Consider the following 23018-nt stretch of genomic DNA (forward strand, 5'->3'; position numbering starts at 1 on the left):
ATATCGATGTTCCTCAAAATGTTTTTTGATGAAAGTTAAGCTGGGCATAGATTTTGCTAACTGTAAGGGTCTATTTAAATTGCCTAGCTTTATGGTTTCATCTAGCAATACTCCTCAAGCACCGCAACGGGTGATTCATACACGCCGTAAATACAATACTTGGGTGGTTGATGAGAGTATTGAAGACTATGCACTACGCTACGCACCGAGGTCAGTAAGACGGTGGTCCCTTTGGACGGTGACCAATACAGCGCTTGCAGCAGTCAGTTTTCTAGCGATGGAAGCGCTTGGTGCAACCATGTTATGGCAATACGGCTTTAGCAATGCATTCTGGGCCTTAGTGGTCGTTTCAATCATTATCTTTTTGACCAGTTGGCCTATTGGATATTACGCGGCCAAATACAATGTTGATATTGACCTACTTACACGGGGCGCAGGCTTTGGCTATATCGGCTCATCTATAACTTCAGTCATTTACGCCAGTTTTACTTTCATCTTCTTTGCTTTTGAAGCCGCTATCATGGCTTTGGCGCTTGAGCTTGGTTTAGGTGTGCCGCTGAGTCTAGGTTATTTAATTTCTGCGCTTATTATTCTGCCCCTGGTGATCAAAGGCATAGGGTTTATTAATAAAGTACAAGCGTTTACCCAACCATTATGGATTTTTTTATTATTACTACCATGGTGCTTTGTTTTGGTGAAGCATCCGACTCTGCTCTCTGAAGTTGCCCTAATAGAAGGCGCGCAAAGTCAAAGTGCAAGATTCAATTTGGCTTTTTTTGGCGCATCTTGCACTGTTTTGTTTGCGCTGATTACGCAGATTGGTGAACAAGCTGATTATTTAAGATTTTTGCCAGACAAAAAACATGCTCAAAAGACATGGAATTGGGCGGTATTTTTAGGCGGTCCTGCATGGATATTGGTGGGATTCATTAAAATTTTTATGGGCATGATTTTAATGGTACTCGCCCTTAAATTTATGGTGCCGAATCATGAATTAAGCAATCCGAATTATCTATATTGGATCGCCTACCAACAAGTGATTGAGCATCCTAGTGCTGCATTATTTCTTACAGTCATGTTTGTGTGTATCGCACAGTTAAAGATCAACGTAACCAACGCTTATGCTGGCTCATTGGCGTGGTCTAATTTCTTTGCACGCTTAACACACAGTCATCCCGGACGTGTGGTTTGGTTAGTGTTCAATATTTTTATTGCGCTATTGTTGATGGAGCTAGGCGTCATCCATGCGGTGGAGCGTGTATTGGGGCTTTATAGTAATGTGGCCTTGGCATGGGTGGGAGCCATCGTTGCTGATCTCATCATTTGTAAGCCATTGGGGCTGAGCCCGAAAGGAATTGAGTTTAGGCGTGCCTATCTCTATGACATTAATCCAGTTGGTGTTGGCAGTTTATGTATTGCATCCTTGTTGTCGATTTTATGCTACTGGGGATTATTTGGTGATATCGCAAAATCCTTAGCAGGATTTATTGCTTTAGGTTCAGCTATCGTCTGTGTCCCAATGCTTGCTTATTTTACTCGTGGCAAATACTACATCGCACGTCATGAAGATAAATCATTAAAACCAATAGAGACACAACGATGTGTGGTTTGTGAGCATGATTATGAAATGGCTGACATGGCGACTTGTCCTGCTTATAACAATATGATTTGTTCTTTATGCTGTACCTTAGAAGCTCGTTGCCATGATTTATGTAAGCCTCATGCACGGTGGTCTGCACAACTTAAGCATTTTGCAGTTTGGTTTCTACCGCACCAATGGTTGAGATACATCAATACTAGATTGAGTCTTTATATTTTGATGATCTTTGTTCTGAGTGTGGTATTGGCAGTCAGTTTAAGTCTGGTTTATTTACAAGAACTGAGTAAATTCGGCACAGTATTTGGATCAACTCAACAGCATGAGTTGCTGATGCTATTTGTGAAAATTTATGCCGTATTATTTTTACTGTTATGTGTTGCAGCATGGTGGTTGGTACTCAATGATGAAAGTCGCCGGCAAGCTCAGCTTGAAAGTAATATGCAAACACAACTGCTCATGGACGAAATTGAAGCGCATAAAATTACAGATCGGCAATTACAAGATGCACGAACTCAAGCTGAAAAAGCCAATGAGGCCAAAAGTCGTTATGTTGTTGGGATTAGTCATGAACTGAGAACACCTCTAAATAGTATTTTAGGATATAGCCAGTTACTCAATAAACAAGAACAACTCTCTGAACAAGGAAAAGCTGCGCTGGGCGTGATTCGTCGTAGTGGGCAGCATTTAACGTCCTTGATTGATGGTTTACTTGATCTTGCAAGGATTGAAACAGGTAAAATTTCTTTAGAAATGTCGAATATTGAATTTCCGAAGTTTCTCCAACAAATCGTGAATATGTTTGAGCCACAATTCCAACAAAAGCAACTGAAATTTACGGTCGAAATTAGTGAAAAAATACCACAATACGTACGTATAGATAAAAAAAGACTTGAACAGATCCTTATCAATTTAATGGGAAATGCTTTGAAATTCACGCTCGAAGGAGAGGTGAAATTTCGAGTAGATTATCGCTTTCAGACGGCATATTTTGAAATTCATGATACGGGATGCGGGATTGCTGAAGCAGATCTAGAGCGAATATTCCAGCCTTTTGAGCGCGGACAAAATGTCGTACAAGGTAGCTTTGCTGGAACAGGTTTGGGTTTACCAATTGTTAAACTATTGGTGGATATTCTCGGTGGGGAGTTAAAGGTAAGCAGTACGTTAAAAAACGGTTCAATTTTTAAAATAAAACTATATTTACCTTCAAAGTCGGTCATTCATCCCATTGCTGATGTCGCATCGAATACAGTATCTGGCTATATGGGACATCGCCGTAAAATATTGGTCGTAGACAATGAAGCAACTGATCGTGGACTAGTTTTAAATTTCCTTAAACCTCTAGGCTTTATTCTTGAAGAAGCAGAATCGGGATTGCAATGTCTAAGAAAAGTCCCTGAGTTTCGACCAGATTTAATTTTAATGGATTTGAGTATGCCTTTGATGGGAGGGTGGGAAACTGCGAAATTATTGAGAAATAATAAAATGACCAATGTTCCCATCATCATTATTTCCGCAGATGCTAATGAACGAATGCAGAACCCTGAAACCGATGTATTGAATGAAGACTTTCTGGTCAAACCCGTGGACTTAAATCTGCTACTGAACAAGATTGGAGATAAATTAGGCTTAAACTGGCTTCATCAGAATGAGCCGAATCAAGTCGCAGAAGAACCTCAAAAACAGGTTGAACCCTTACACCATGATGGCAACGCTATATCTGTTAGCGTGATTGATGAGGATGATGTAGCACCAGAACAAGCGCTAATCAAACTAGAAGATTATTTGAGTATTGGTTATATCCGTGGAGCCAAAGAGATGCTCGAAATTTGCAAGAAACGCAATGTCTGTGATCCTTCTATATGGCAGCACATAGAATTTGATATTCAACGCTTCGAGACCCAACGTGCATTACAACGATTACACGAGCACCTATCTGATATCAGATCTGATTTGGAAGGGAGTTAAGCTATGTTAGAAAGCATTTTAATTGTGGATGATATTCCTGAAAATCTAAGTTTATTACATGAGAGTCTTGATCAAGCAGGCTATCAGGTCTTTGTTGCCACCAATGGTTTTACTGCTATTGAAATTGCGCACCGTTCACAGCCAGATATGATTTTATTGGATGGGAGTATGCCCGAGATTGATGGCTTTGAAACCTGTATCCAGCTTAAAGCGAGTCCAATGACTGAGCACATCCCTGTCATATTTATGACGGGTTTGACGGAAACCGAACATATTGTAAAAGGCTTTCAAGTCGGGGGCGTAGATTATGTGACAAAGCCACTGAATATCGATGAAGTACAAGCACGTGTCAAAACGCATTTACTGCAAGCCCGTTTAATGCACCAACAGAAACAAATGCTCGATGCAACAGGCAGTGCAATTTTGTCGATGAATATGGATGGGGAAGTTATTTGGCAGACACCTGTAGTGCAAGGTTTATTAACGCAACATGGAATTGATATTACTCATTTTAGAAAGAGTATAAATCAGTGGTTAAAAGCACTTTTCCAGCAATCTTATCAAGAAGAAATGCTACATGATCAATATGGTCATGGGCATCAGCAATTACAATTAAATTTATTGACCAAGCTGAAAGAAGGACAATTACCTAAACATGTTTTGGTTCAGCTCAAAGAGCAAACACACATGCCAAGTGTTGAAGAGATCGCTCAAGCTTGTCCGAATTTAACACCACGTGAGGCTGAAGTTATGCATTGGGTAACGCTTGGCAAAACCAACCGAGATATTGCAGAAATTTTGGAGTTGAGTCCACGCACCGTCAATAAACATTTAGAGCATGTTTTTGAGAAGCTGTTTGTGGAAACGAGAACTGCTGCGGTATTACATGTGATGTCAGCTTGTCAAAATCAAGCAGTCGTATAGAACTCATCGTTTCTAGCAAAATCTTTAAATCGCTATACCAGCTGATAGTGATCTTTCACTCTCCCTTCATTAACCTCTTTTTATCCTAAGATAAAAAGAGTAAATACAATGAGTATGATCAATTCACTTCAAATCATAGACCAAATGTTTGAGGCATTTAGGTCTCAAGATTTACAGGCTGCTGTTGCAACAGTAACTGAGGATACGGTATGGATTCACCATGGCTCACAAAAACTGCCTTCAATTCGATTTGAAGGAAAAACGGGTGTAGAACAGTTCTTCAATACCAATTTCACAACCATGCATGTCGCATACTTTGATATTTTACGTATGGTCAAAGAAGGTAACAAAGTGGTGGTTTTTGGACGCGAAAAATTTACGATTGATGGTCAAGATGGTGAATTTGAGCAAAAATGGGTACAAGAGTACACCATTGAAAATGGACTGATTTCAAGAATGGAAGAATATGCGACATCGGTGAATGACAATGATTACCTAGTTGTAAAATAATAGTCAAAGATGGACATAAAATTAGATGGTCTCATGATCTGCATAACTGAGATTCATAAGCACCAGATTCAATGTGATATTTCAATTTGATCAAACTTAAACACATCACAATTAGATCCACTGCCAATCCGATCCACCACCGCAAAATCACTCGGGCTTTCCAATGTTAAAAGTGGATGATGCCAAGTCCCCGCCCGATAGTTCACACCTTGAGAGCCATTAGTTATAAAAGCTTGTAGGTTTGAAATATCGGGCTGATTCGCATTTAAGACTGGTGCAACCACTATTAAAAACTTTTGTCCCTGCATCGGGATAAAAGCTTGTGATCCATGAGGATGACGTTCAAGCATCGAAATTTTGAACGGAATATTGGTACTTTGAATATTTCGAAAAATACTAATCCCGGCTTTGGCATCGCCAATAATTTCAGTGGTTACTAAAGCATGATAGCGCTCTGTATGCGCATCGTTAATATGAAAATAATCATTTCCTTGGCAAGCAATGACGTCACCAAAAGGTGCAAAATTTTCGGAGGTTAAAGGTTGTAGGGTAATGGTATGCATCATAAAAATTCGCTAAAAAGATACTGCATTTTCAATTTAGAATTGAGTCGAAAATGCAGTCAAAATAAGATCACTTTAAAAGTAACAAATGCTCAACTAAGGATTTACTTTACCCCAGAGGCGTATACGGCTAATCCCTCCATCAGGAATCATATTCACCCGAATATGAGAAATTTTTTCGTGTCCCACTACTTCATTTACAAAGTTATGAATGTGATCCATTTGCATTGGTTGAGCATCTAATAAGAAAGGCCAAAACATACTTTGTGGAATCAATTGAGGATCCGTTGCATCTTCTATATAAATGGCTTGAATGGACACTTCAGCAGGATAATTTCCTTTAAAGTGGGCTGTATCAATCTCGATCTTTTCAATGTGACCAGCTTGCCCTAAAGCTAAAATACACCAGTCGAAACCGGGTGCACGACGGCGTGCGGTTTCCCAACCATCACCCATATTAACCCCACGTCCTGGATTGATCAGATTACGTGGATGTCCGAAGTGTGCATCACTATAGGCAATAACACGTCCACCATTTTCAAGTGCAAGTAGGTCGAGGGTTTGGCTTTGATCTTGGATTTTAACGCTGACTTCACCATATACGCGGAATCGTGCGATACCCCCATCTGGAAAAATATTTAAACGGAGATGGGTAAAGATCTGATTCATTGAAACTTCAAAGACATGGTGCTGACTTGGTCCCAATATACTATTTGGTAAAATTTGGTGCCATTCAGCATCATCTAAGTTTTCATTTGGTGCATAACATCCTTCTACTGAAGCAGAAGCGGGATAATTACCACTAAAAAAAGTGGTATCAATATCGAGTGCTTTAATTTTACCTGCAACACCTAACTGAACAATCGCCCAATCATAACCACTGTGACGTTTACGACGGGTTTCCCATCCATCCATCCACTTGCCATGATCATCAAATTTACCTTCTACAAAGATAGGCGCATCAAACTGAAGCATACGTTGAGCTTCAGCAAAAAATTCATCAGAACATGTTGTGACTTTTGCACCAATTCGGGCATCTGCAAGGTTAGTAAGTTGCTGTAAATGAGTAGGGATTTCAAATTCCGGTGCCAATAGTGTTGCCATGTCATCTTCCATTATTGCTTTAAAACTTGATTCTTATCAAAAGAATGCATTCTTAGAATCATGATGCGTTGTTATGTCGCATCTGCTCAAGGGCTTTAAAAAGAATGCACAGCATGTGCCAACCTTGCACTTATGTAGCGCTATATTGGTGGAAATGGCACGTTTTTCGCTTTAAGCAGTGGGTTAAAGCAAAAAAAATTGTGGAAGTAAAAATGAATATCACCATTATTGGTGCCGGAATGGCAGGATTAACGACCGGAATTGCGCTGAAAAAATTTGGTCATCAAGTTTCAATATATGAACAAACTGAAAAAATTTTACCCGTGGGTGCTGCGATTTCATTGTGGTCAAATGGTGTGAAATGTTTGAACTATCTAGGACTCACGGATCAAGTCGCTCAACTTGGTGGGAAAATGGATCACCTTGCTTATGTCGATGGGCTCACGGGTGATGTCATGACGCAATTTAGTTTATATCCATTGATTGAAGAAGTCGGGCAGCGGCCTTATCCTGTTTCTCGCGCTGAATTACAAAATATGTTAATGGACGAGTTTGGACGTGAAGATATTCATCTTGCAAAAAAAATGATCGGACTTGAGGATCAAGGTGATGACGTCAAAATCCATTTTGCTGACGGAACAGAAATCACCACGGATTTATTGGTCGGCGCGGATGGCACTCATTCGATCACGCGTGCCTATGTTTTAGGTGAGCAAGTTGAGCGTCGTTATGCAGGTTATGTGAATTGGAATGGGTTGGTCGAAATTTCTGAGTCGCTCGCTCCTGCCGATCAGTGGACCACCTTTGTGGGAGAAGGGAAGCGAGCTTCTTTAATGCCAGTCGCAGGTAATCGTTTTTATTTCTTCTTTGATGTACCACTTGAATTAGGTTTGGAAAATGATCGTACTCAATATAAAAAATTACTAAAACAATATTTTGACGGTTGGTGTCCGCAAGTACAAACTTTAATTGATTCTATTGATGAACAGCGAACCAATCGTGTTGAAATCCATGATATAGAACCATTTGCAGATTTCTATAAAGGGCGAGTTGTGATTGTTGGCGATGCAGCACATAGTACAACACCTGATATTGGGCAGGGCGGTTGCCAAGCGATGGAAGATGCCATTTATTTGGCTCGGGCATTACAGATTAATACACTGGGAATTCAGGATGCTTTAAGACGTTATCAAAACAAACGTAATGAACGCACTGCTGAAATGGTATTGAGAGCGCGTAAACGTTGTGATGTGACGCATATGAAAGACGAATCGATTACTCGTGAATGGTATGAGGACTTAAGAAAAGAACAAGGACCTCATATTATGAAAGGTATTATCAGTAATATTGTTGGAAATCCTTTGGATTAAAAATTTTAACTAAAAGGGCTAAATGCCCTTTTTAAGTATTTAGATTCAGTTGGAATAAGACGAGATTGCGCCAAGATCCAAATTTTTGTCCGACTTCAGGTAAATAGCCTGTTTGTTTAAATCCAAAGTATTCATGTAATTTGATGGATGCAAAATTTTCATGATCTATAGCAGCGATCATGACATGAATTTTATGTTGGCTTGCGTGTTGAATTAAATGTTGGAGTAAAGCTTTGCCTAAACCCAAACGTGTAAAATTGGGATGAATATACACAGAGTGTTCGACAGTTTGTCTAAAACCACTGATCGCTCTAAATGTACTGTATTCAGCATAACCTGCAATTTGTTGGGTCAGTTCGTTTTCAACCACAAAAATAGGGAAATGATCTATTAGATGCTGACGATACCAATTCTGATAATAATAAATGTCTTGATCTTGCTCATTCCATGTTGCAAAACCATTCAGAATTTCATCGTTGTAAATATCTTGGATTTGAGTTAAATCCTGTTCAGTTGCGAAACGAATTTTAAAAGACATTTTTTATTCTAATCGTCAGTATTTATAACTTTATTTTGATTATTGAGCATAAAAAAAGCAAGACACTAGTCTTGCTTTTTTATTATAAATATCAATTAGAAATGATATTTAACCAATGCGCTTACATCGTTTTGGTCTTGACCTTTTTGACCGAATTTATTGTTCCAAACAGAGTGTTCAACACCTACATACAATTTGGTTTTTGGAGAGATATGTTTACCAACATTCCATTTATATTGGCTTGTCCAGTTCAATTCACTCGCATGACCAGGACCTTCATTTGTAGACCAATCAAGGAATGCATCTGCCAAGAATTCTTCATTGCCTAGCTTGAATGGAACAGCGTAAGTGATCGTCATTTGGTAGTCATCTTCAGTCAAGTCATTGTCAACTCGATAGAAGTTAATATTTGCATATTGCGTGTAAGGAATATCTAAAGCAAAGCCTACGCCATACAAGAAGTTATTGAACTCAGTATTGTTGTTATAACCAGCGTTGTGTTCCCAAGTCGTTGCAATCAATACATCTTTGATTGGACCAGCGCTTAGTTTTTGGCCAGAAACTTCACTTAAACTTAATCGTGGAGCTAATTCAAGGTAAGTTGAATCGCCATCTTTTCCGCCCCATTGTTGATCGACGAAAAAGAAAACATCCGAGTACTTAAGCTTTGCAGCATATTCAGCAGTGATGGTATAGCGTTCACCTTCTTGTTGAGAGAAAGGGTTTAGGTAGTTATCGCCATAAAGACCAGTTAGGCTGAAATCTTGCCAAACAATTGGACTTGCTTGAGTAAACGCTGCTGTAGAAGCTAATGCGCAAAGTGCTGCGATTTGATTAAGTTTCATAAAAGAATCCCCAGAGAAAGCGGTAACAGAATAACGATTCTTTTGCAAAAATAAAGCCAAAAGTGGATGAAAGGAAAAATTAATGCCCACGTATGCAGGCATTGATACAAAGATGGTTTAAATTAATGATGAGAATCAATTATTTGTTTACTTTTAATACTAATTTTCGGTCCAAATAATTTTAAGTGATTAAATAATATATTGAGGACTATCGCCATTAAGCAGGTTGAGCTAATACCCGAATGGAACAAGGTTTGGACCCATTTTGGGAAGTCGGAATAGAACGAATGGTCAATAATGGGTACCATTCCTGCAGCAATTGAAGTCGCGACAATAATTAAGTTTTTCTGATCGTTATAATCAATTTTTGCCAGTGTACGGATACCACTCGCGGCTACTGTACCAAATAAAACAAGGCCAGCACCCCCAAGTACAGGGACAGGAATCGCTGCAATAAAACGCCCCATTACTGGGAGTAATCCAAGTACGACCAGAATTATCCCGCCAGCAGCGACAACATAGCGACTTTTAATCCCTGTTATTGCAACTAAACCAACGTTTTGCGCAAACGCACTTTGCATAAATGAACCAAAGATCGGTGCTGCTGCACTTGATAACATATCTGCGCGTAGACCATCTGAAATACGTTTTGAATCTACATCGGTACCGATAATTTCACCGACTGCAATAATATCAGCTGTAGTCTCCGTCATAATCACGAGGGTAACAATGATCATGGAAAGTATTGCTGTAAACTCAAAGGTCGGCATACCAAATGCAAAGAAGCTAGGAACCTGTAACCAATGACCTTCCCCAACTTTGCTAAAATCACCAAAGCCAAATAGAAATGCTAAGACAGTGCCAAGAATAATTGCCAGTAAAATTGAAAGGCGTCGAATTGTGGCACTGCCAGCCATATTCAATATTATGACGATTGCAAGCGTCGCTAACGCTAAACAAATATTTTCAGCACTTCCCCAATCAGGTGCACTTTTATTGCCGCCCATCATCCAACGCACAGCAACTGGCAGGAGTGATAAGCCTATAATTGTAATTACACAGCCTGTAACAACTGGGGGAAAAAATCGAATAATTTTAGAGAAGTAGGGCGCTAAGAAAAAACCTAAAAGTGATGCCACAATGACGGCACCATAGACTGCCTGTAATCCGCCACCTGTGGTGACAATTGCGACCATTGTGGCTACACCAGCAAAAGAGACACCCTGAACCAAGGGCAATTGTGCGCCAATATGTTTAACGCCTATGGTTTGTAAAATTGTCGCTAAGCCACCGACAAATAAAGCAGCAGCGATGAGTAGCCCAATTTCCATACCTGATAAGCCTGCAGCCGTACCCACGATCAGAGGAGGCGCTATAATACCACCATACATGGTTAAAACATGTTGTAAGCCATAAGCAGCACTTTTACCAGCACCAAGATATTCATGTTCGGGTGATTGTTGTTGTTCGTGTGCAGTCATAATAAATCCCTCTATATTTTAAATTTGCGAGTGCTCAGCTGCCACGATAGGTGGAGTAGGCATAAGGGCTAATGAGCAAGGGAATGTGATAATGTTGGTGAGCATCGTTTACTGAAAAATGAATGACGGCTTTTGGAAAAAAAGTTGGGATGTTCTGCGCTGAGAAATAAGCTTGTGTCATAAATTCGATGCTGTATTCAGCGACATCAATTTGATCGAGTCCAAAATCTGCTGCTGTCACACGTCCATCAGAATTGGTTTTGGCTACCGCTAATAACTCTCCAGACGCAGAAAAAAGCTTAACTTCAACATTACTTGCAGGACGTCCAAGGTGGGTATCTAAAATATGTGAGCTGATCATGCTTGAATTTCCTGTGAGAGGCGCAGTAAAGCAATTTCTAAAAGTTGGCGATGGACGATTCTTTTTTCGGTCTCAAAATCGTTTAGTAAGCGGTATTCCAATGCAGTCAGAATGTCTTCGCTATTCAAACCAGAAGCTTTAATGAGAAAAATAAAACCGAATTTTTTTTCGTAGGCCAAGTTGCCTTTATATAACGCATCTAGAACTTCTTGATCATGTGTGATGCGTGCTTGTTCACGCCTTGAAAAAGTTTGTTCTTGTTCTGATAATTCAAGTTTTGCTTTTCTTTCGCCAATCCTTGGGTGTGTATTTAAGGCTGCTAAAATTTCATCCCATGTCCATGTAATGGCATGTTGTTCAGCATACTTTAATAGTCCTTCTCGTGTGTCAAAAGGACCGTGATGAATGATTTCCTCGCCCCATCCTGGGATATGAACACATTGCAATAAAAATGCTTTCTGATGTTCAACAGATGTTTGATTAAATTCTGAAAGCAACACAATTCAAACCTATACATTGAAACTTTAGGCTTAAATTGCAATAACAATGCCAACGTAGATTTGGTGGAAAAAGTGACTGAAAAAAGATCAAAAGAGCACTTTATAAAGCACTCTTTTTCTCATGAATGTGAAATTATGGTGCGAAATGATCGATCCAATGTTGCGCAATATCTCCACGACGACAAATCCAAACATGTTCATGAGATTGAACATAGTCTAAGAACTGTTGTAGTGCCTTGAAGCGTCCTGGGCGTCCTAAAAGACGGCAGTGCATCCCAATAGACATCATTTTTGGTGCAGTTTCCCCTTCGGCATACAAGACATCAAAGGCATCCTTTAAATATTGATAAAACTGTTCACCATGATTGAAGCCACCTGCTGAACTAAACTTCATGTCGTTGGTGTCCAGGGTATAAGGAATAATTAAATGCGGATGCTGCTCGCCATTGGGATGGGTGAGCTGTGTCCAAAAAGGTAAATCATCGCCGTAATAATCGCAGTCGTATTTGATTTGAGGAAATTCAGTTAAAAGTTGACGTGTGTTGGGACTATCTCGACCTGTGTACCAACCGATTGGGGCTTGTCCGAATAGCGTTTCAAGTACACTAATGGCTTGATCCATATGCTGCCTTTCGGTCTCAATATCCATATTCTGATAATGCAACCAACGTTGACCATGCGATACCACATCGTAATCCGCAGATTTAATTGCTTCGACCACATCCGGATGACGTGCCAAAGCCATTCCCACACCAAAAATAGTCATGGGTAATTGACGTTTCTTGAACTCATTGTGAATACGCCAAAAACCGACTCTTGACCCATACTCATACATTGAATCCATTGACATATGCTTAGCATTAAAACAGGCAGCACCAACGATTTCAGATAAAAATTGCTCTGAACCTTGATCACCGTGCTCAATGTGGTTTTCACCACCTTCTTCATAATTTAAGACAAATTGCACTGCGATACGCGCTTGATTAGGCCAATGCGGATGAGGTGGATTCGCCCCATAACCTCTTAAGTCTCTGGAATAAGGTGCATTTTGAATCGAATCAATAAGCGCCTGTCCGCGTAAGTAAGTACTTGTCACAATGAGTAATCCTTTTATTAATTTTTTAAAATACCACTTGCATATTTTTGAGTTAGGCCCGATATTCAAAGTATAAGGACACGGTTCTGCAGACTCAAAAGTGTTCATCATTCAATGTGGAGGGACGTATTCCAAACAGCAATTGAAGATGTTCGATGCAATTTGATTGCAAGCTACAAACGTGCCAAGATAAAAAGTTTTGCACAAAAATGATTCAGAAGAAGAGTGAGGATGATATTTATGAACATAGAAATCCGTACAGATAAGAATATTCAAAACAGTGAGCGATTAATTGATTATGTACGTGCAGAACTAAATACAGAGTTTCAACGCCATAGTGAAAGAATTACCCATTTTTCGGTTCATTTAAGTGATGAAAATGCCCATAAAGGCGGTGCAGACGATATTCAATGTATGATCGAAGCTCGCCCAGCTGGATTAAAACCAGTCGTGGTCAATCACAGAGGTCATAATATCGACACAGCGATTCATGGTGCGATTGACCGATTAAAGCGTAGTCTTGAACATGTATTCGAGAAAAAAGAGAACCCTCGTGGAGCGCCCATCCAACTGAAAGAAGATGAAGTGGATGTGGAATAGCAAAAAGCCCTTCGGGGCTTTTTTTTTGAATAAAATTTTGAATGAACAGTTTTGATTTATTTAATCGAATAATGATCTGCATTATTAGGCATAATGTCGTTATAGATAAATAGTAGAGAAAGTAAATGCTAACAGCACATCAACAAGTGTTTTTACAGGCCTTAGAAGAATTAGACCTAGCACAGGTAAAGCGCCTGTTAGCAGAAGGTTTAGATCCAAACTTTATCGCAGGAGAGAAAGGCCCTGCGGTTTCTGTGTGGTCAGACACTTTATTTCAATGGTGGGAAGAAATTTGTGAAGCGTATGAGCAAGGAAATGCGCTTTCAACAGAAGAAAAACAACAGAAATTACAAGTACATCTTGATATTCTAGATGCACTGATTGCAGCGAAAGCTAATTTCCATTTATGGGATGCAGAGGAATGTTACGGACCACTTTGGGATGCTGCGAGTGCTGCTTGTGTACCAGCAGTTCAACGCTTACTTGATCATCAAGTTGATCCTAATACCAAAGATGAAGAGGGGAATACCATTCTAAGTTCAATTAGTGATTTATTTTTCGACTGCGATTTTGATACCATTGATTGGTCACAGGCTTTACCGGAAGAACGTGAGACACTCGAGTTATTACGTAGCCGTGGCGCAAAAATGACGAAAGAATTAAATTAATTTGGGTGCCCCATGACAAAATTAAAACAACTGAGCTTGATACTTTGCTCAACCGCGAGTGTAAGTGCGATGGCTGCAGATTTTGCCTTCGATCGACCTGGTACGAGTTTCAGCACAGGCATTACGCCCGTAGGTCAATTGGCATGGGAGCAGGGACTTCCAACTGCACAGTATGTTGAAAGTACTGAAAATGGTTTTAAAAATAAATCATTGCGACTCAATGCTGATGTCCTGTTGCGTACGGGATTGAGTAAGAATACTGAGCTTCAATTGGGTTGGGATGGCCCAGCGTGGGAGCGGACCCGAATCCAAAATCGAACTGATGACCATGATGGTTTAGGTGATGTTTCTGTTGGGATTAAGCATCACGTTGACTTACAAGATGATCAACTGAAAATGGCAATTTTGGCACAAGCTAAAATCGCAACAGGAAATGATCGTTTTACTTATGTTGATGATATTTATACTTTGGGCTCATCTGTTGAGTATCAATATAACGATACTGTAACGACAGGAATAGGAATGTTCTATTCAGCTCAAAATAGTGACTGGTCGGTGACTGCTGTACCTACTATTGGGTATAAAATCGTGGGTAATTTATCGGGCTATTCTGAAGCAGTATTTACCAAGAAAGAAAGCCAAGAGCGAGAGTATGGACTGGCATCTGGTTTAATCTATGCCGTGAATGATCGTGCGCAGTTAGATGCAAGTATCGGTGTAGACCTAAGTGGATCCGATCGAAGTTATCATGGTGGATTTGGTGTCTCATACTTATTCTAAATGAACAAAAAAGAGTAGCGTAAGCTACTCTTTTTTTATGTTTACTTCAGTTTTGATTCAATCAGTCTTTATCCAAACGATGGGCGAACTCTGCAATATCGGTCAAAGCTTGCTTTGCTTCATCAAACCAAGCGCTAAACATTTGGAAGTTATGCCACATACCAGTGTATAACTTAAACTCAACATCTACCCCAGCTGCTTTAGCCTTTTCTTCAAATCGCGTAGAGTCATCTAACAAAATTTCTTTTGAACCCACCTGAACCAATGTCGGTGGCAATCCTTTGAGATCTCCAAAAATTGGGGAAATTTCAGGAATTGATACATCTACACCTTTAGGAACATAATGATTTATGCCTGCTTCTAAAGCTTCAATTGACAATAAAGCATCATGCTTTTGATTGTAGCGTAGAGATTCACTGGTCAAAGTTAAGTCAAGAAAGGGTGACATTAAAATCAAGCCACTTGGAAGAAGTTTTGGATTTTCTTCTTTTAAACGTAAAGCCAGTGCAAGTGCTAAATTGGCACCACAAGAATCGCCAGATAAAATAATATCTTTCGATTGAGCACCTTGCTCTACCAATAATTGGTACACATCATAGATTGCTTCTCCGAGATCTGGGAAACGTTGTTCAGGTGAAAGAGGGTAGTCGATATGTAGCACTTGCATTTGAGTCCGAAGTGCCATTTCAGTCATCAATGCGCGATGTGTATTTAACGATCCTAAAAAGAATGCGCCACCATGAATGTGAAAAATGAGCTGAGTCATTTCAGGTTGAGGCAAAATTTCTTCGGCACGAATACCTGCGATTCTTAATTTTCGAATACTGACATCTTTGGACTGTGGAAAAACACGCGTCATCTGCTCTAAGGCAACACGAAGTACGGTGGGGGGAAGATTAAAGCGACTCGGAAAGCGAAGACTCGTTTTTAAAAAAGACTCTGTTATGTATTGTTTCAAAACCGGATTGATCTTCATTATTTTTCCATATTAATGAAATTATGTTTATTATCAGAACACAGCATTACAATGGTATACTAAATAGTCACATTCAAAAATTGCTTAAATGTTATCAATTTTTAATAATATTAAAGTCAACTCAGCAAGGGAAACGAAAAACAATGAAAAAAATTGCACTAGCGTTAGGATTACTCGCTTCAGCAGTATTTGCAAATGCTGCAGATCCACTCAATGGTACCGTGTGGAATACGATTGATGAGAAAACTAAAAAAGCTAAAGCTTTTGTAAAATTCACTGAACAGCCAAACGGAACATTGAATGCGACGATTCAGAGTGTTGTCACACCGGGTCAAGAAAATTCATGTACGAACTGTGAAGGTCCTTATCACAAGAAATCTTTAAAAGGTTTAACCATTGTGAAAGGTCTTAAAAATGTAGGTGGAACGAATTACGATGGTGGTTCAATCTTAGACCCACAATCTGGAAAAACTTACAAATTGAAGGGTTCATTGAAAGACGGTGGCCAAAAGCTTGAACTTCGTGGTTTCATTGGTGTATCAGCGCTTGGTCGTAACCAAACTTGGGTACGCGTGAACTAATTTAAGATTCATAAAAAAGCCGAGCAGTTGCTCGGCTTTTTTTATTTCTTATTTCTTCAATGCTCGTATCGCATTCTCATCAAAACCTACTACATAGCCTGATTCAGTAGTGATCACTGGTCTTTTAATGAGGCTAGTATGTGTAGTCAGTGCTTCAATCAAGCCCTGTTCAGATGCAAGGGCTGTTTGTTGATCTTCCTCAGACAATTTACGCCAAGTCGTTCCCTTTTTATTGAGGACAAGTTCAGCACCAAGATCATTTAGCCATTTTTGTACTGTTTCAGCATCAATACCTTGTTTCTTATAATCGTGGAACTCATAACTAAGCCCCAACTCATTGAGTAAATCGAAAGCTTTCTTCATCGAGTTGCAATTTTTAATGCCGTAAACTTTAATCATCTCTAACAGTCTTATTCATTGTGATCAGTCTAGAGCTTAGCAAAATTTACGCAAAAAAATAAATGCGATCAGAATATTTTGAAAAGGTTTGAAATCTACAGTGTGGTTTTATGGTAGTTGCAAATAAGTAGTTATAAATAAAATAGTGGAAAATTTCTTATCTTTAAATTTGTATTGATCTTTTAAATAGAGAAAACCCGCATTAAATCATCCTGATCATGCGGGTCTCAATTCAACGTCCAATGTCTTCATCCTTGGAAAATAAACCGAAATTTATTTTCTTTTCATCCTACGGCTTCCAATCCTTATTGTCATCCTGACATGTCCCTGTGCCGTGCGACAATAATGCACTGAATTAGTCGGAATAAAAATACGTTAACACGACAAGATTTGTGAGCAATTAGCGTACATTTAGTAAACAGTTGTTCACTCAGTTTGCACGGCACTAAATTTTATAATCGATAATGACAGGGGCATGATCGCTAAACCACGTTTCTTTATATACCCATGCATTCACAGTACGATCTTTCCAATCTGGCGAGCAAGCTTGATAGTCAATCCGCCAACCCACGTTCTTGGCACGGGCTTGTCCTCGGTTTGACCACCATGAATAAAGTTCTGCTTCTTTACGCACTTCACGGAAGGTATCGACATAGCCTAGATCATCATAAATATGATCGAGCCATGCACGTTCATGTGGTAAACAACCTGAAGCTTTTTGATTGCCTGACCAGTTTTTAATATCAATGCGTTTATATACGATATTGTAGTCACCGCAAACAATCACAGATTTACCTTCATCACGCCATTGTTTCAAGATCTGCTTGTATTCATTTAGAAAGTGATCTTTACGGGCTTGTGCTTCTTCACCAGAAGAACCAGATGGTAAATAGAGTGAGCAAATATGAGCTGTTTTCTCTAAGCCTAGATCAAATTCTGCTGAGATAAAACGACCTTGTGAATCAGCCAATTCAAAACCCAGACCATCTGTAACTGAGATAAACGGCAAACGACTATAGATTGCGGTACCAGCATAACCAGGACGTTCAGCTGGGAATAGGTGTGTATACCAACCTTCTGGCTTAAATTTATCTGTCCATTGTTCGTGTGTAATACGGGATTCTTGCATGCAAATGACATCGGCATCTGAAGTTGCCATCCAGTCAAAAATTCCTTTTTTTTCTGCAGAACGAAGACCATTTACGTTGATTGATACGACACGTAAAATTTTTTGATCACTAGGATAGCTACTCTTTGGTATCATGCTCGAGTTTAACCTCAATTTAATAAATGGAGCACCTCATGACAGCGCAAGCGGCATTTAATCCACAAGCTTTTATCGAACTGGCATTATCACGTGGTGTGCTTAAATTTGGTGAGTTTACTTTAAAATCAGGTCGTGTGAGTCCTTATTTTTTCAACGCCGGTTTGTTAAATGACGGTGAAGCCTTAACTGGCTTGGCTTCTGGCTATGCAGCAAAATTAACTGAATGTGATAATGTTGAAGTGATTTTTGGCCCTGCGTATAAAGGTATTCCATTTGTCGCTGCAACTGCTGTGGCATTGTCACAAAACCACGGTGTCAGTGTACCTTGGGGCTTCAACCGTAAAGAAGTTAAAGATCACGGTGAGGGGGGTGTTTTAGTTGGTGCTTCAGTTGAAGGTAAAAAGGTATGGATCATTGATGATGTGATCACTGCGGGTACAGCCATTCGTGAAGTTGTGACCATTTTAAAAAATGCAGGCGCGCAAATAGCGGGTGTATTGGTTGCGCTTGACCGTCAAGAAAAAGGTCAGGGTGAATTGTCTGCGATTCAAGAAGTTCAAAAAGAGCTTGAAATTCCTGTGCATGCGCTTATCACAATGAAAGATTTAATGGATTACTTAGATGCTAAAGGCGACAAAGATGCTTTAGCGAAAATGGAAGCGTACCGTGTGAAGTACGGAATCTAAGTATTATAAAGTTCTAATTAATATTAATGTGAAACATTGCTTAATAAATAAGCGTGGAACGTGAAGAATCTATAAAAAAGCCCAGATTTATAGGTCTGGGTTTTTATATCGATATAAGTTGTTAATTTGTATTTAATAAAAAATCATTTCGTATAAGGTGTATTATGTTAATTTTTAGATTTCTTAAAGGGTATTTGATTACTTATAAATGAGATATATAATTTAAATATAATTTTGATATAAGTATCTCTGTGTTAACAATCACTTCAAAAAAACTTTGGTTTTGTTGCCTTATGATTTTTATCATAGGATGGAGTAGTGTTGTCTCTGCTGTACAAAAGCCCATACACAGTATGATGATGTTTCAAACGTCAATATCTCAAGAAAATAATTTTAGTTCTCATCATGTAAAAGCTAATACTGATAGCAATTGTCATGATACATCTCCTATAGAGAAGAACTTACTACCGAATTGTGATCTAATGATGGTAAATGACACCTCAAGTGAATGCAGTGATTGTGCCTTATGGCATTGTCAAATCTATGTATTTTCTTTAGATATCTATAAGCCATACTTAGATGCTTTAAAAGCTAATGAATCCTTAGAAATAGTACATTCTTTCTATAAAAAACAGCATCTCAAAGGTCATTGGCAGGAAATTCTGCGCCCTCCTAAAGCTTAACCAATCTTAAAAATTTATTTATTTTCAAAAATTAAGGTTAAGTTATGTCTCATAAAATTAGTTCGTACCTGTTAGCGGGTATTTGTTTTGCATCGTCGCCTTTGGTTTTTGCCGAAGTACGTGAATATCAACTTGTTATTGATGAAGCAGTTGTCAGCCCAACTGGAAAACCTTTAAAACGTATTACCGTAAATGGTCAATTTCCTGCACCTCTGCTTGAGTTTGAAGAGGGTGATGAAGCCATCATTCGTGTAAAAAATAATTTAAAAAATCAGGACTCTTCTATTCATTGGCACGGATTGCTGTTGCCGGGTATTATGGATGGTGTACCAGGCTTTAATGGTTTTAACGGCATTAAACCGCATGCAGAATTTGTCTATAAGTTTAAAATTCGTCAAAGCGGTACGTATTGGTATCACGCTCATTCTAAGGGGCAGGAACAAGATGGTTTATATGGCTCTTTTGTGATTTATCCTAAAGGGAAAAAACCGCTTGCGGCACATGAAAAAACCGAGCGTGACTATGTCGTAATGCTGTCGGATTTTCATGAAAAAAACAGTGATCAAATTCAAAAAGACCTGAAAATTTCTGCAGAATATTATCAAGATCAGCGTGAAACTTTGGCTGATGTTTGGAAGCAAATTAAACGTGATGGCGTAAAAGCAACGTGGTCTGACCGCAAAATGTGGAATCAGATGCGTATGCTGAAAACGGATATGTCGGATGTTACAGGCTATACATTCCTTATTAACGGTAAAACACCTGAACAGAATTGGACAGGCATGTTCAAGCCGAATGAAAAAATTCGTTTGCGCTTTGTGAATGCTTCAGCGATGTCTTTTTATGATGTCAGCATTCCAAATTTAAAAATGACAGTGGTCAGCGCTGATGGTCAGCCTGTAAAACCTGTTGCTGTGGATGAATTCCGTATTGGAACAGCAGAAACTTATGATGTGATTGTTGAGCCTAAGGGTGAACATTATCAGATTGAAGCTGAGTCAATTGATCGTTCAGGCTATGCAATAGGCACCCTGCATAATGAATTGAATCCTATAACACACAATATTCATATGCCTGCACCACGTCCACGTTCATTGTTGACCATGGAAGATATGGGACATGGCGGCGGTGATATGCAGGGCATAGATAATTCTCAGATGAACCAAGCGGATGTACAAGGCATGGATCATTCGAAAATGAATGATGGTGCAATAAAACCGCAAAAGAATGATCAAGTAGTTTACGGTTGGGCAAATGCATCTACACCTGCAGGCAATAAAGCCTTGCAATATGCCGATTTAAAATCGCTCGAACCGCAAAAAGATACCCGAGAAGCCACAAGTGAATTGGTGGTACGTTTGGGCGGAACTATGGAACGCTATATTTGGACCATTAATGGTAAAAAATTCAGTGATGCTGAACCGCTGAAAGTGAAATATGGCGAGCGCATCCGTATCAAATTCATCAATGACAGTATGATGGCTCACCCGATGCATTTACATGGCATGTTTATGCAGCTTGAAAATGCTCAAGAGCCTATAGATATGCCGAACAAACACACGCTAATTGTGCCGCCTGGTAAAACAGTAACTGCTTTATTGACTGCAGATGAGTTAGGTGAATGGGCAATCCATTGTCATCTGCTTTATCACATGAGCGCAGGAATGATGAATAAGTTAATCGTGGCGAATGTCAGCAATGGACAAGTTTCTACTGCACCAATCCAAGGTACAAATGCTACTCAGGCTAGCCAAGGAGCTGAACATGCACACCATTAATCTTTTTTCTAAAAGTGTTTTATCCACAGCATTATTGATGATCAGTACAGCGAGTTTTGCACATAATGATGAAGATCATAGTGTGCCTGCAAAAGATGCAACTGTATCTGTTACATCCTCTGGCCAAAATATGCAGATGAATCATAGTCAGATGAGTCATGAACAGAATAATGCAGCAAATACTCCACAAAATATGTCTCAACAGTCTGTAAAAGATCATTCAAGTCACGTTGTATCTACTGCCTCAGACACAGTTGAAACAGCATACCAAGGGCATGACCACAGTAAAGAACATGGTGCGCAAATTTATGCAGTTACCACTGTAGATAATCAATGGCTGGTCAATGATGATGGGACAGGAGCATTAAAATCAGAGTTTGAAACACTTATTGGCACAGATGAAAATAAGCTTTTCATTAAAGTCCATGCAGATAAAGAAGAGTCACATGATGCGCATTATGATGCCAAAATTTTATATAGCCGTATGATTTCAGAGTTTTGGGATGTGCAGGCTGGTGCACGTTACCGCAGTGATAAAGTTGAACTCAATGATCATCGTAAAGATACCGAAGAAAATGTCGATGCGGTGTTTGGCTTATATGGTATGGCACCATATTTCTTCGAAACTGATGCTTATTTCTATGCCGGTGAAGACAGCTATATAGGTTTTAGCCTGGAAACTGAACGTGATCTACTGATCAGCCAAAAGCTGATTGTGCAACCATATTTAGAGCTTGATATGATTCTTAATGATGACTCTAAATATGCTAAAAAAACAGGTCTAAGCAATGCTACGCTTGGACTTGAAACACGCTTTGAAATTAGTAAAAAAGTTATGCCCTATATCAATATTGCTTACGAATACTCGAAAGGAAACGATGAAACCACATGGCAAATAGCATCAGGTAGTGAGAAATATTGGTTATATGGGGCGGGCATTAGATTCAAATTTTAATTAATTTAACAATCAAGTAGCCTCATTTAAAGTGAGGCTATTTAGTTAAAATATGAAAAGGTTTTTTATGAAATATTTTTATTTAGCATAAAATCTCTTATGCGAAATTTTCTTATCTAGCTTTTCTTTTTATTCCAATGTAGACCTAGCCAATGCTCAATTTTTTCATAATATAAGCCAAATAATAAAGCTATGATGAATGTAGAACAGTTCTGCATTACGTTAAGTGCAAAATCAATAAGTATTTGGACACCCATTCTTCTTTAAGTTGGACACTTTAATAAACGTATTCATTAATTTTGCAGTGTTCCTCAGTTGGTAATGTGAATACCATGCCACTCACTAACGAGCTAATACGATTACTTTCAGCCTTACGTTGCTTGGTATTCACCGACAGGGCATAAATGATCATTGTGTCCCGATACATTTTTTCAGGCTCAACTTTATAGTCAATTTCTGCAGCACAAACCATTTTTCTACTAACTTCGTGTGACGCTCTACGATAGACCTCACGATCATCACTAGCCAAAGTCAGCTTTCTTCGTAATTCTTGTGCATACTGCATATATACGCTAACAAATTCAGGGTTATTCCCATATTTGAGCTTTATGTATCCCTCAATATCATCACGCACACCATTACTATTTGCATCAATCCCACCAATGGTTTTTGTTTTATCTTCATTTTTTAGGAATTTTGATGTTCTCACTTCTTTTAGTGAATTCTGAATACTTGGATTAAGAAGCGAGGAACAGGCCATCAAAAGTATACTTAAGCAACTCAGT

At 39.1% G+C, this 23018-nt stretch carries 24 protein-coding genes; 12 read left to right on the forward strand and 12 right to left on the reverse strand.

The genetic code is table 11. The features are described from left to right. Positions 1 to 91 precede the first annotated feature (91 nt). The 3 genes from FTV17_RS11540 to FTV17_RS11550 all read left to right on the forward strand — a co-directional run bounded on the left by FTV17_RS11540 (position 92) and on the right by FTV17_RS11550 (position 5002). On the forward strand, positions 92 to 3568 hold the full coding sequence (locus FTV17_RS11540; protein ID WP_179999730.1) for an ATP-binding protein: 3477 nt from the start codon (positions 92 to 94) through the stop codon (positions 3566 to 3568). Positions 3569 to 3571: 3 nt separating this feature from the next. After that, positions 3572 to 4492 (forward strand): response regulator transcription factor, encoded by a 921-nt coding sequence (locus FTV17_RS11545; protein WP_179999686.1) that lies wholly within the window; start codon positions 3572 to 3574, stop codon positions 4490 to 4492. Positions 4493 to 4600: 108 nt separating this feature from the next. Further along, complete coding sequence (locus FTV17_RS11550; protein ID WP_218945362.1) at positions 4601 to 5002, forward strand: nuclear transport factor 2 family protein; 402 nt, start codon at positions 4601 to 4603, stop codon at positions 5000 to 5002. 68 nt (positions 5003 to 5070) lie between these two features. Here FTV17_RS11550 and FTV17_RS11555 read toward each other — a convergent pair whose 3' ends face one another. Both FTV17_RS11555 and alc read right to left on the reverse strand, forming a co-directional pair. Beyond that, a complete protein-coding gene (locus FTV17_RS11555; protein ID WP_179999688.1) occupies positions 5071 to 5568 on the reverse strand; it encodes an ureidoglycolate lyase in 498 nt (165 codons plus the stop codon). A 93-nt stretch (positions 5569 to 5661) separates the two neighbouring features. Further along, on the reverse strand, positions 5662 to 6669 hold the full coding sequence (gene alc / locus FTV17_RS11560) for an allantoicase (protein ID WP_179999691.1): 1008 nt from the start codon (positions 6667 to 6669) through the stop codon (positions 5662 to 5664). Between the two features lie 212 nt (positions 6670 to 6881). On the opposite strand from alc, the gene hpxO reads away from it, so the two are divergent. Beyond that, the gene (gene hpxO, locus FTV17_RS11565) at positions 6882 to 8039 is read left to right on the forward strand and encodes an FAD-dependent urate hydroxylase HpxO (RefSeq protein ID WP_179999694.1); all 1158 of its coding nucleotides are present in this window, start codon (positions 6882 to 6884) and stop codon (positions 8037 to 8039) included. Positions 8040 to 8070: 31 nt separating this feature from the next. On the opposite strand, the gene FTV17_RS11570 is transcribed toward hpxO, so the two are convergent. The 6 genes from FTV17_RS11570 to puuE form a co-directional block, all read right to left on the reverse strand. Continuing rightward, positions 8071 to 8577 (reverse strand): GNAT family N-acetyltransferase, encoded by a 507-nt coding sequence (locus FTV17_RS11570; protein ID WP_179999697.1) that lies wholly within the window; start codon positions 8575 to 8577, stop codon positions 8071 to 8073. 95 nt (positions 8578 to 8672) lie between these two features. Then, entirely contained in the window at positions 8673 to 9422 is a 750-nt protein-coding gene (locus FTV17_RS11575) for an outer membrane protein OmpK (protein ID WP_035264928.1), read from the reverse strand. A gap of 122 nt (positions 9423 to 9544) precedes the next feature. Then, positions 9545 to 10903, reverse strand: coding sequence for a nucleobase:cation symporter-2 family protein (locus FTV17_RS11580; RefSeq protein ID WP_179999700.1), 1359 nt, complete (start codon positions 10901 to 10903; stop codon positions 9545 to 9547). Positions 10904 to 10937: 34 nt separating this feature from the next. Next, positions 10938 to 11264, reverse strand: coding sequence for a hydroxyisourate hydrolase (uraH, locus tag FTV17_RS11585; protein ID WP_179999702.1), 327 nt, complete (start codon positions 11262 to 11264; stop codon positions 10938 to 10940). Next, positions 11261 to 11764 (reverse strand): 2-oxo-4-hydroxy-4-carboxy-5-ureidoimidazoline decarboxylase, encoded by a 504-nt coding sequence (gene uraD / locus FTV17_RS11590; RefSeq protein ID WP_179999704.1) that lies wholly within the window; start codon positions 11762 to 11764, stop codon positions 11261 to 11263. Before uraD ends, uraH begins: the two co-directional genes overlap by 4 nt. 133 nt (positions 11765 to 11897) lie before the next feature. Further along, positions 11898 to 12860: an allantoinase PuuE gene (gene puuE, locus FTV17_RS11595; protein WP_179999706.1), complete on the reverse strand. Its 963-nt coding sequence runs from the start codon at positions 12858 to 12860 to the stop codon at positions 11898 to 11900. Positions 12861 to 13100: 240 nt separating this feature from the next. On the opposite strand from puuE, the gene FTV17_RS11600 reads away from it, so the two are divergent. From FTV17_RS11600 to FTV17_RS11610, 3 genes are all read left to right on the forward strand, one after another. Continuing rightward, positions 13101 to 13460, forward strand: coding sequence for an HPF/RaiA family ribosome-associated protein (locus FTV17_RS11600; RefSeq protein WP_035264715.1), 360 nt, complete (start codon positions 13101 to 13103; stop codon positions 13458 to 13460). A 125-nt stretch (positions 13461 to 13585) separates the two neighbouring features. Continuing rightward, positions 13586 to 14128: an ankyrin repeat domain-containing protein gene (locus tag FTV17_RS11605; RefSeq protein WP_179999708.1), complete on the forward strand. Its 543-nt coding sequence runs from the start codon at positions 13586 to 13588 to the stop codon at positions 14126 to 14128. Positions 14129 to 14140: 12 nt separating this feature from the next. After that, positions 14141 to 14908 (forward strand): transporter, encoded by a 768-nt coding sequence (locus FTV17_RS11610; RefSeq protein ID WP_179999711.1) that lies wholly within the window; start codon positions 14141 to 14143, stop codon positions 14906 to 14908. 61 nt (positions 14909 to 14969) lie between these two features. Here the strand turns inward: FTV17_RS11610 and FTV17_RS11615 are convergent, their stop codons facing one another. Continuing rightward, entirely contained in the window at positions 14970 to 15884 is a 915-nt protein-coding gene (locus FTV17_RS11615) for an alpha/beta hydrolase (RefSeq protein ID WP_179999713.1), read from the reverse strand. 143 nt (positions 15885 to 16027) lie between these two features. On the opposite strand from FTV17_RS11615, the gene FTV17_RS11620 reads away from it, so the two are divergent. Beyond that, positions 16028 to 16465, forward strand: a complete 438-nt coding sequence (locus FTV17_RS11620; RefSeq protein WP_035264927.1) for a DUF2147 domain-containing protein — start codon at positions 16028 to 16030, stop codon at positions 16463 to 16465. Positions 16466 to 16513: 48 nt separating this feature from the next. On the opposite strand, the gene FTV17_RS11625 is transcribed toward FTV17_RS11620, so the two are convergent. Together FTV17_RS11625 and FTV17_RS11630 are read right to left on the reverse strand one after the other, a co-directional pair. Next, the gene (locus FTV17_RS11625; RefSeq protein WP_179999715.1) at positions 16514 to 16864 is read right to left on the reverse strand and encodes a Spx/MgsR family RNA polymerase-binding regulatory protein; all 351 of its coding nucleotides are present in this window, start codon (positions 16862 to 16864) and stop codon (positions 16514 to 16516) included. 445 nt (positions 16865 to 17309) lie between these two features. Beyond that, positions 17310 to 18128 carry an exodeoxyribonuclease III gene (locus FTV17_RS11630; protein WP_179999717.1) on the reverse strand — a complete coding sequence of 273 codons (819 nt, stop codon included), beginning with the start codon at positions 18126 to 18128 and terminating at the stop codon, positions 17310 to 17312. 38 nt (positions 18129 to 18166) lie between these two features. Here FTV17_RS11630 and pyrE point away from each other — a divergent pair, with 38 nt between their 5' ends. From pyrE to FTV17_RS11650, 4 genes are all read left to right on the forward strand, one after another. Then, the gene (gene pyrE / locus FTV17_RS11635) at positions 18167 to 18817 is read left to right on the forward strand and encodes an orotate phosphoribosyltransferase (RefSeq protein ID WP_035264688.1); all 651 of its coding nucleotides are present in this window, start codon (positions 18167 to 18169) and stop codon (positions 18815 to 18817) included. 251 nt (positions 18818 to 19068) lie between these two features. Further along, positions 19069 to 19500, forward strand: a complete 432-nt coding sequence (locus FTV17_RS11640; RefSeq protein WP_179999719.1) for a hypothetical protein — start codon at positions 19069 to 19071, stop codon at positions 19498 to 19500. Positions 19501 to 19544: 44 nt separating this feature from the next. Then, positions 19545 to 21278 (forward strand): multicopper oxidase domain-containing protein, encoded by a 1734-nt coding sequence (locus tag FTV17_RS11645; protein ID WP_179999721.1) that lies wholly within the window; start codon positions 19545 to 19547, stop codon positions 21276 to 21278. Further along, entirely contained in the window at positions 21265 to 22233 is a 969-nt protein-coding gene (locus FTV17_RS11650) for a copper resistance protein B (RefSeq protein WP_179999723.1), read from the forward strand. Before FTV17_RS11645 ends, FTV17_RS11650 begins: the two co-directional genes overlap by 14 nt. Positions 22234 to 22510: 277 nt before the next feature. Here FTV17_RS11650 and FTV17_RS15550 read toward each other — a convergent pair whose 3' ends face one another. Then, on the reverse strand, positions 22511 to 23017 hold the full coding sequence (locus FTV17_RS15550; protein ID WP_257219935.1) for a hypothetical protein: 507 nt from the start codon (positions 23015 to 23017) through the stop codon (positions 22511 to 22513). Position 23018 lies beyond the last annotated feature (1 nt).

Source organism: Acinetobacter sp. YH12239, from assembly GCF_013417635.1.
Taxonomy (GTDB): Bacteria; Pseudomonadota; Gammaproteobacteria; order Pseudomonadales; family Moraxellaceae; genus Acinetobacter.

Excerpts from the sequence above, each read along its gene's own strand:
- FTV17_RS11610 (WP_179999711.1), top strand. The coding sequence starts at position 14,141 with ATGACAAAATTAAAACAACTGAGCTTGATACTTTGCTCAACCGCGAGT.
- hpxO (WP_179999694.1), top strand. The coding sequence starts at position 6,882 with ATGAATATCACCATTATTGGTGCCGGAATGGCAGGATTAACGACCGGA.
- uraH (WP_179999702.1), bottom strand. The coding sequence starts at position 11,264 with ATGATCAGCTCACATATTTTAGATACCCACCTTGGACGTCCTGCAAGT.
- FTV17_RS11555 (WP_179999688.1), bottom strand. The coding sequence starts at position 5,568 with ATGATGCATACCATTACCCTACAACCTTTAACCTCCGAAAATTTTGCA.
- FTV17_RS11545 (WP_179999686.1), top strand. The coding sequence starts at position 3,572 with ATGTTAGAAAGCATTTTAATTGTGGATGATATTCCTGAAAATCTAAGT.
- FTV17_RS11575 (WP_035264928.1), bottom strand. The coding sequence starts at position 9,422 with ATGAAACTTAATCAAATCGCAGCACTTTGCGCATTAGCTTCTACAGCA.
- FTV17_RS11645 (WP_179999721.1), top strand. The coding sequence starts at position 19,545 with ATGTCTCATAAAATTAGTTCGTACCTGTTAGCGGGTATTTGTTTTGCA.
- FTV17_RS11615 (WP_179999713.1), bottom strand. The coding sequence starts at position 15,884 with ATGAAGATCAATCCGGTTTTGAAACAATACATAACAGAGTCTTTTTTA.
- FTV17_RS11600 (WP_035264715.1), top strand. The coding sequence starts at position 13,101 with ATGAACATAGAAATCCGTACAGATAAGAATATTCAAAACAGTGAGCGA.
- FTV17_RS11570 (WP_179999697.1), bottom strand. The coding sequence starts at position 8,577 with ATGTCTTTTAAAATTCGTTTCGCAACTGAACAGGATTTAACTCAAATC.
- FTV17_RS11580 (WP_179999700.1), bottom strand. The coding sequence starts at position 10,903 with ATGACTGCACACGAACAACAACAATCACCCGAACATGAATATCTTGGT.
- FTV17_RS11540 (WP_179999730.1), top strand. The coding sequence starts at position 92 with ATGGTTTCATCTAGCAATACTCCTCAAGCACCGCAACGGGTGATTCAT.
- pyrE (WP_035264688.1), top strand. The coding sequence starts at position 18,167 with ATGACAGCGCAAGCGGCATTTAATCCACAAGCTTTTATCGAACTGGCA.
- FTV17_RS11605 (WP_179999708.1), top strand. The coding sequence starts at position 13,586 with ATGCTAACAGCACATCAACAAGTGTTTTTACAGGCCTTAGAAGAATTA.
- FTV17_RS11630 (WP_179999717.1), bottom strand. The coding sequence starts at position 18,128 with ATGATACCAAAGAGTAGCTATCCTAGTGATCAAAAAATTTTACGTGTC.
- alc (WP_179999691.1), bottom strand. The coding sequence starts at position 6,669 with ATGGCAACACTATTGGCACCGGAATTTGAAATCCCTACTCATTTACAG.
- FTV17_RS11550 (WP_218945362.1), top strand. The coding sequence starts at position 4,601 with ATGAGTATGATCAATTCACTTCAAATCATAGACCAAATGTTTGAGGCA.
- FTV17_RS11625 (WP_179999715.1), bottom strand. The coding sequence starts at position 16,864 with ATGATTAAAGTTTACGGCATTAAAAATTGCAACTCGATGAAGAAAGCT.
- FTV17_RS11650 (WP_179999723.1), top strand. The coding sequence starts at position 21,265 with ATGCACACCATTAATCTTTTTTCTAAAAGTGTTTTATCCACAGCATTA.
- FTV17_RS11620 (WP_035264927.1), top strand. The coding sequence starts at position 16,028 with ATGAAAAAAATTGCACTAGCGTTAGGATTACTCGCTTCAGCAGTATTT.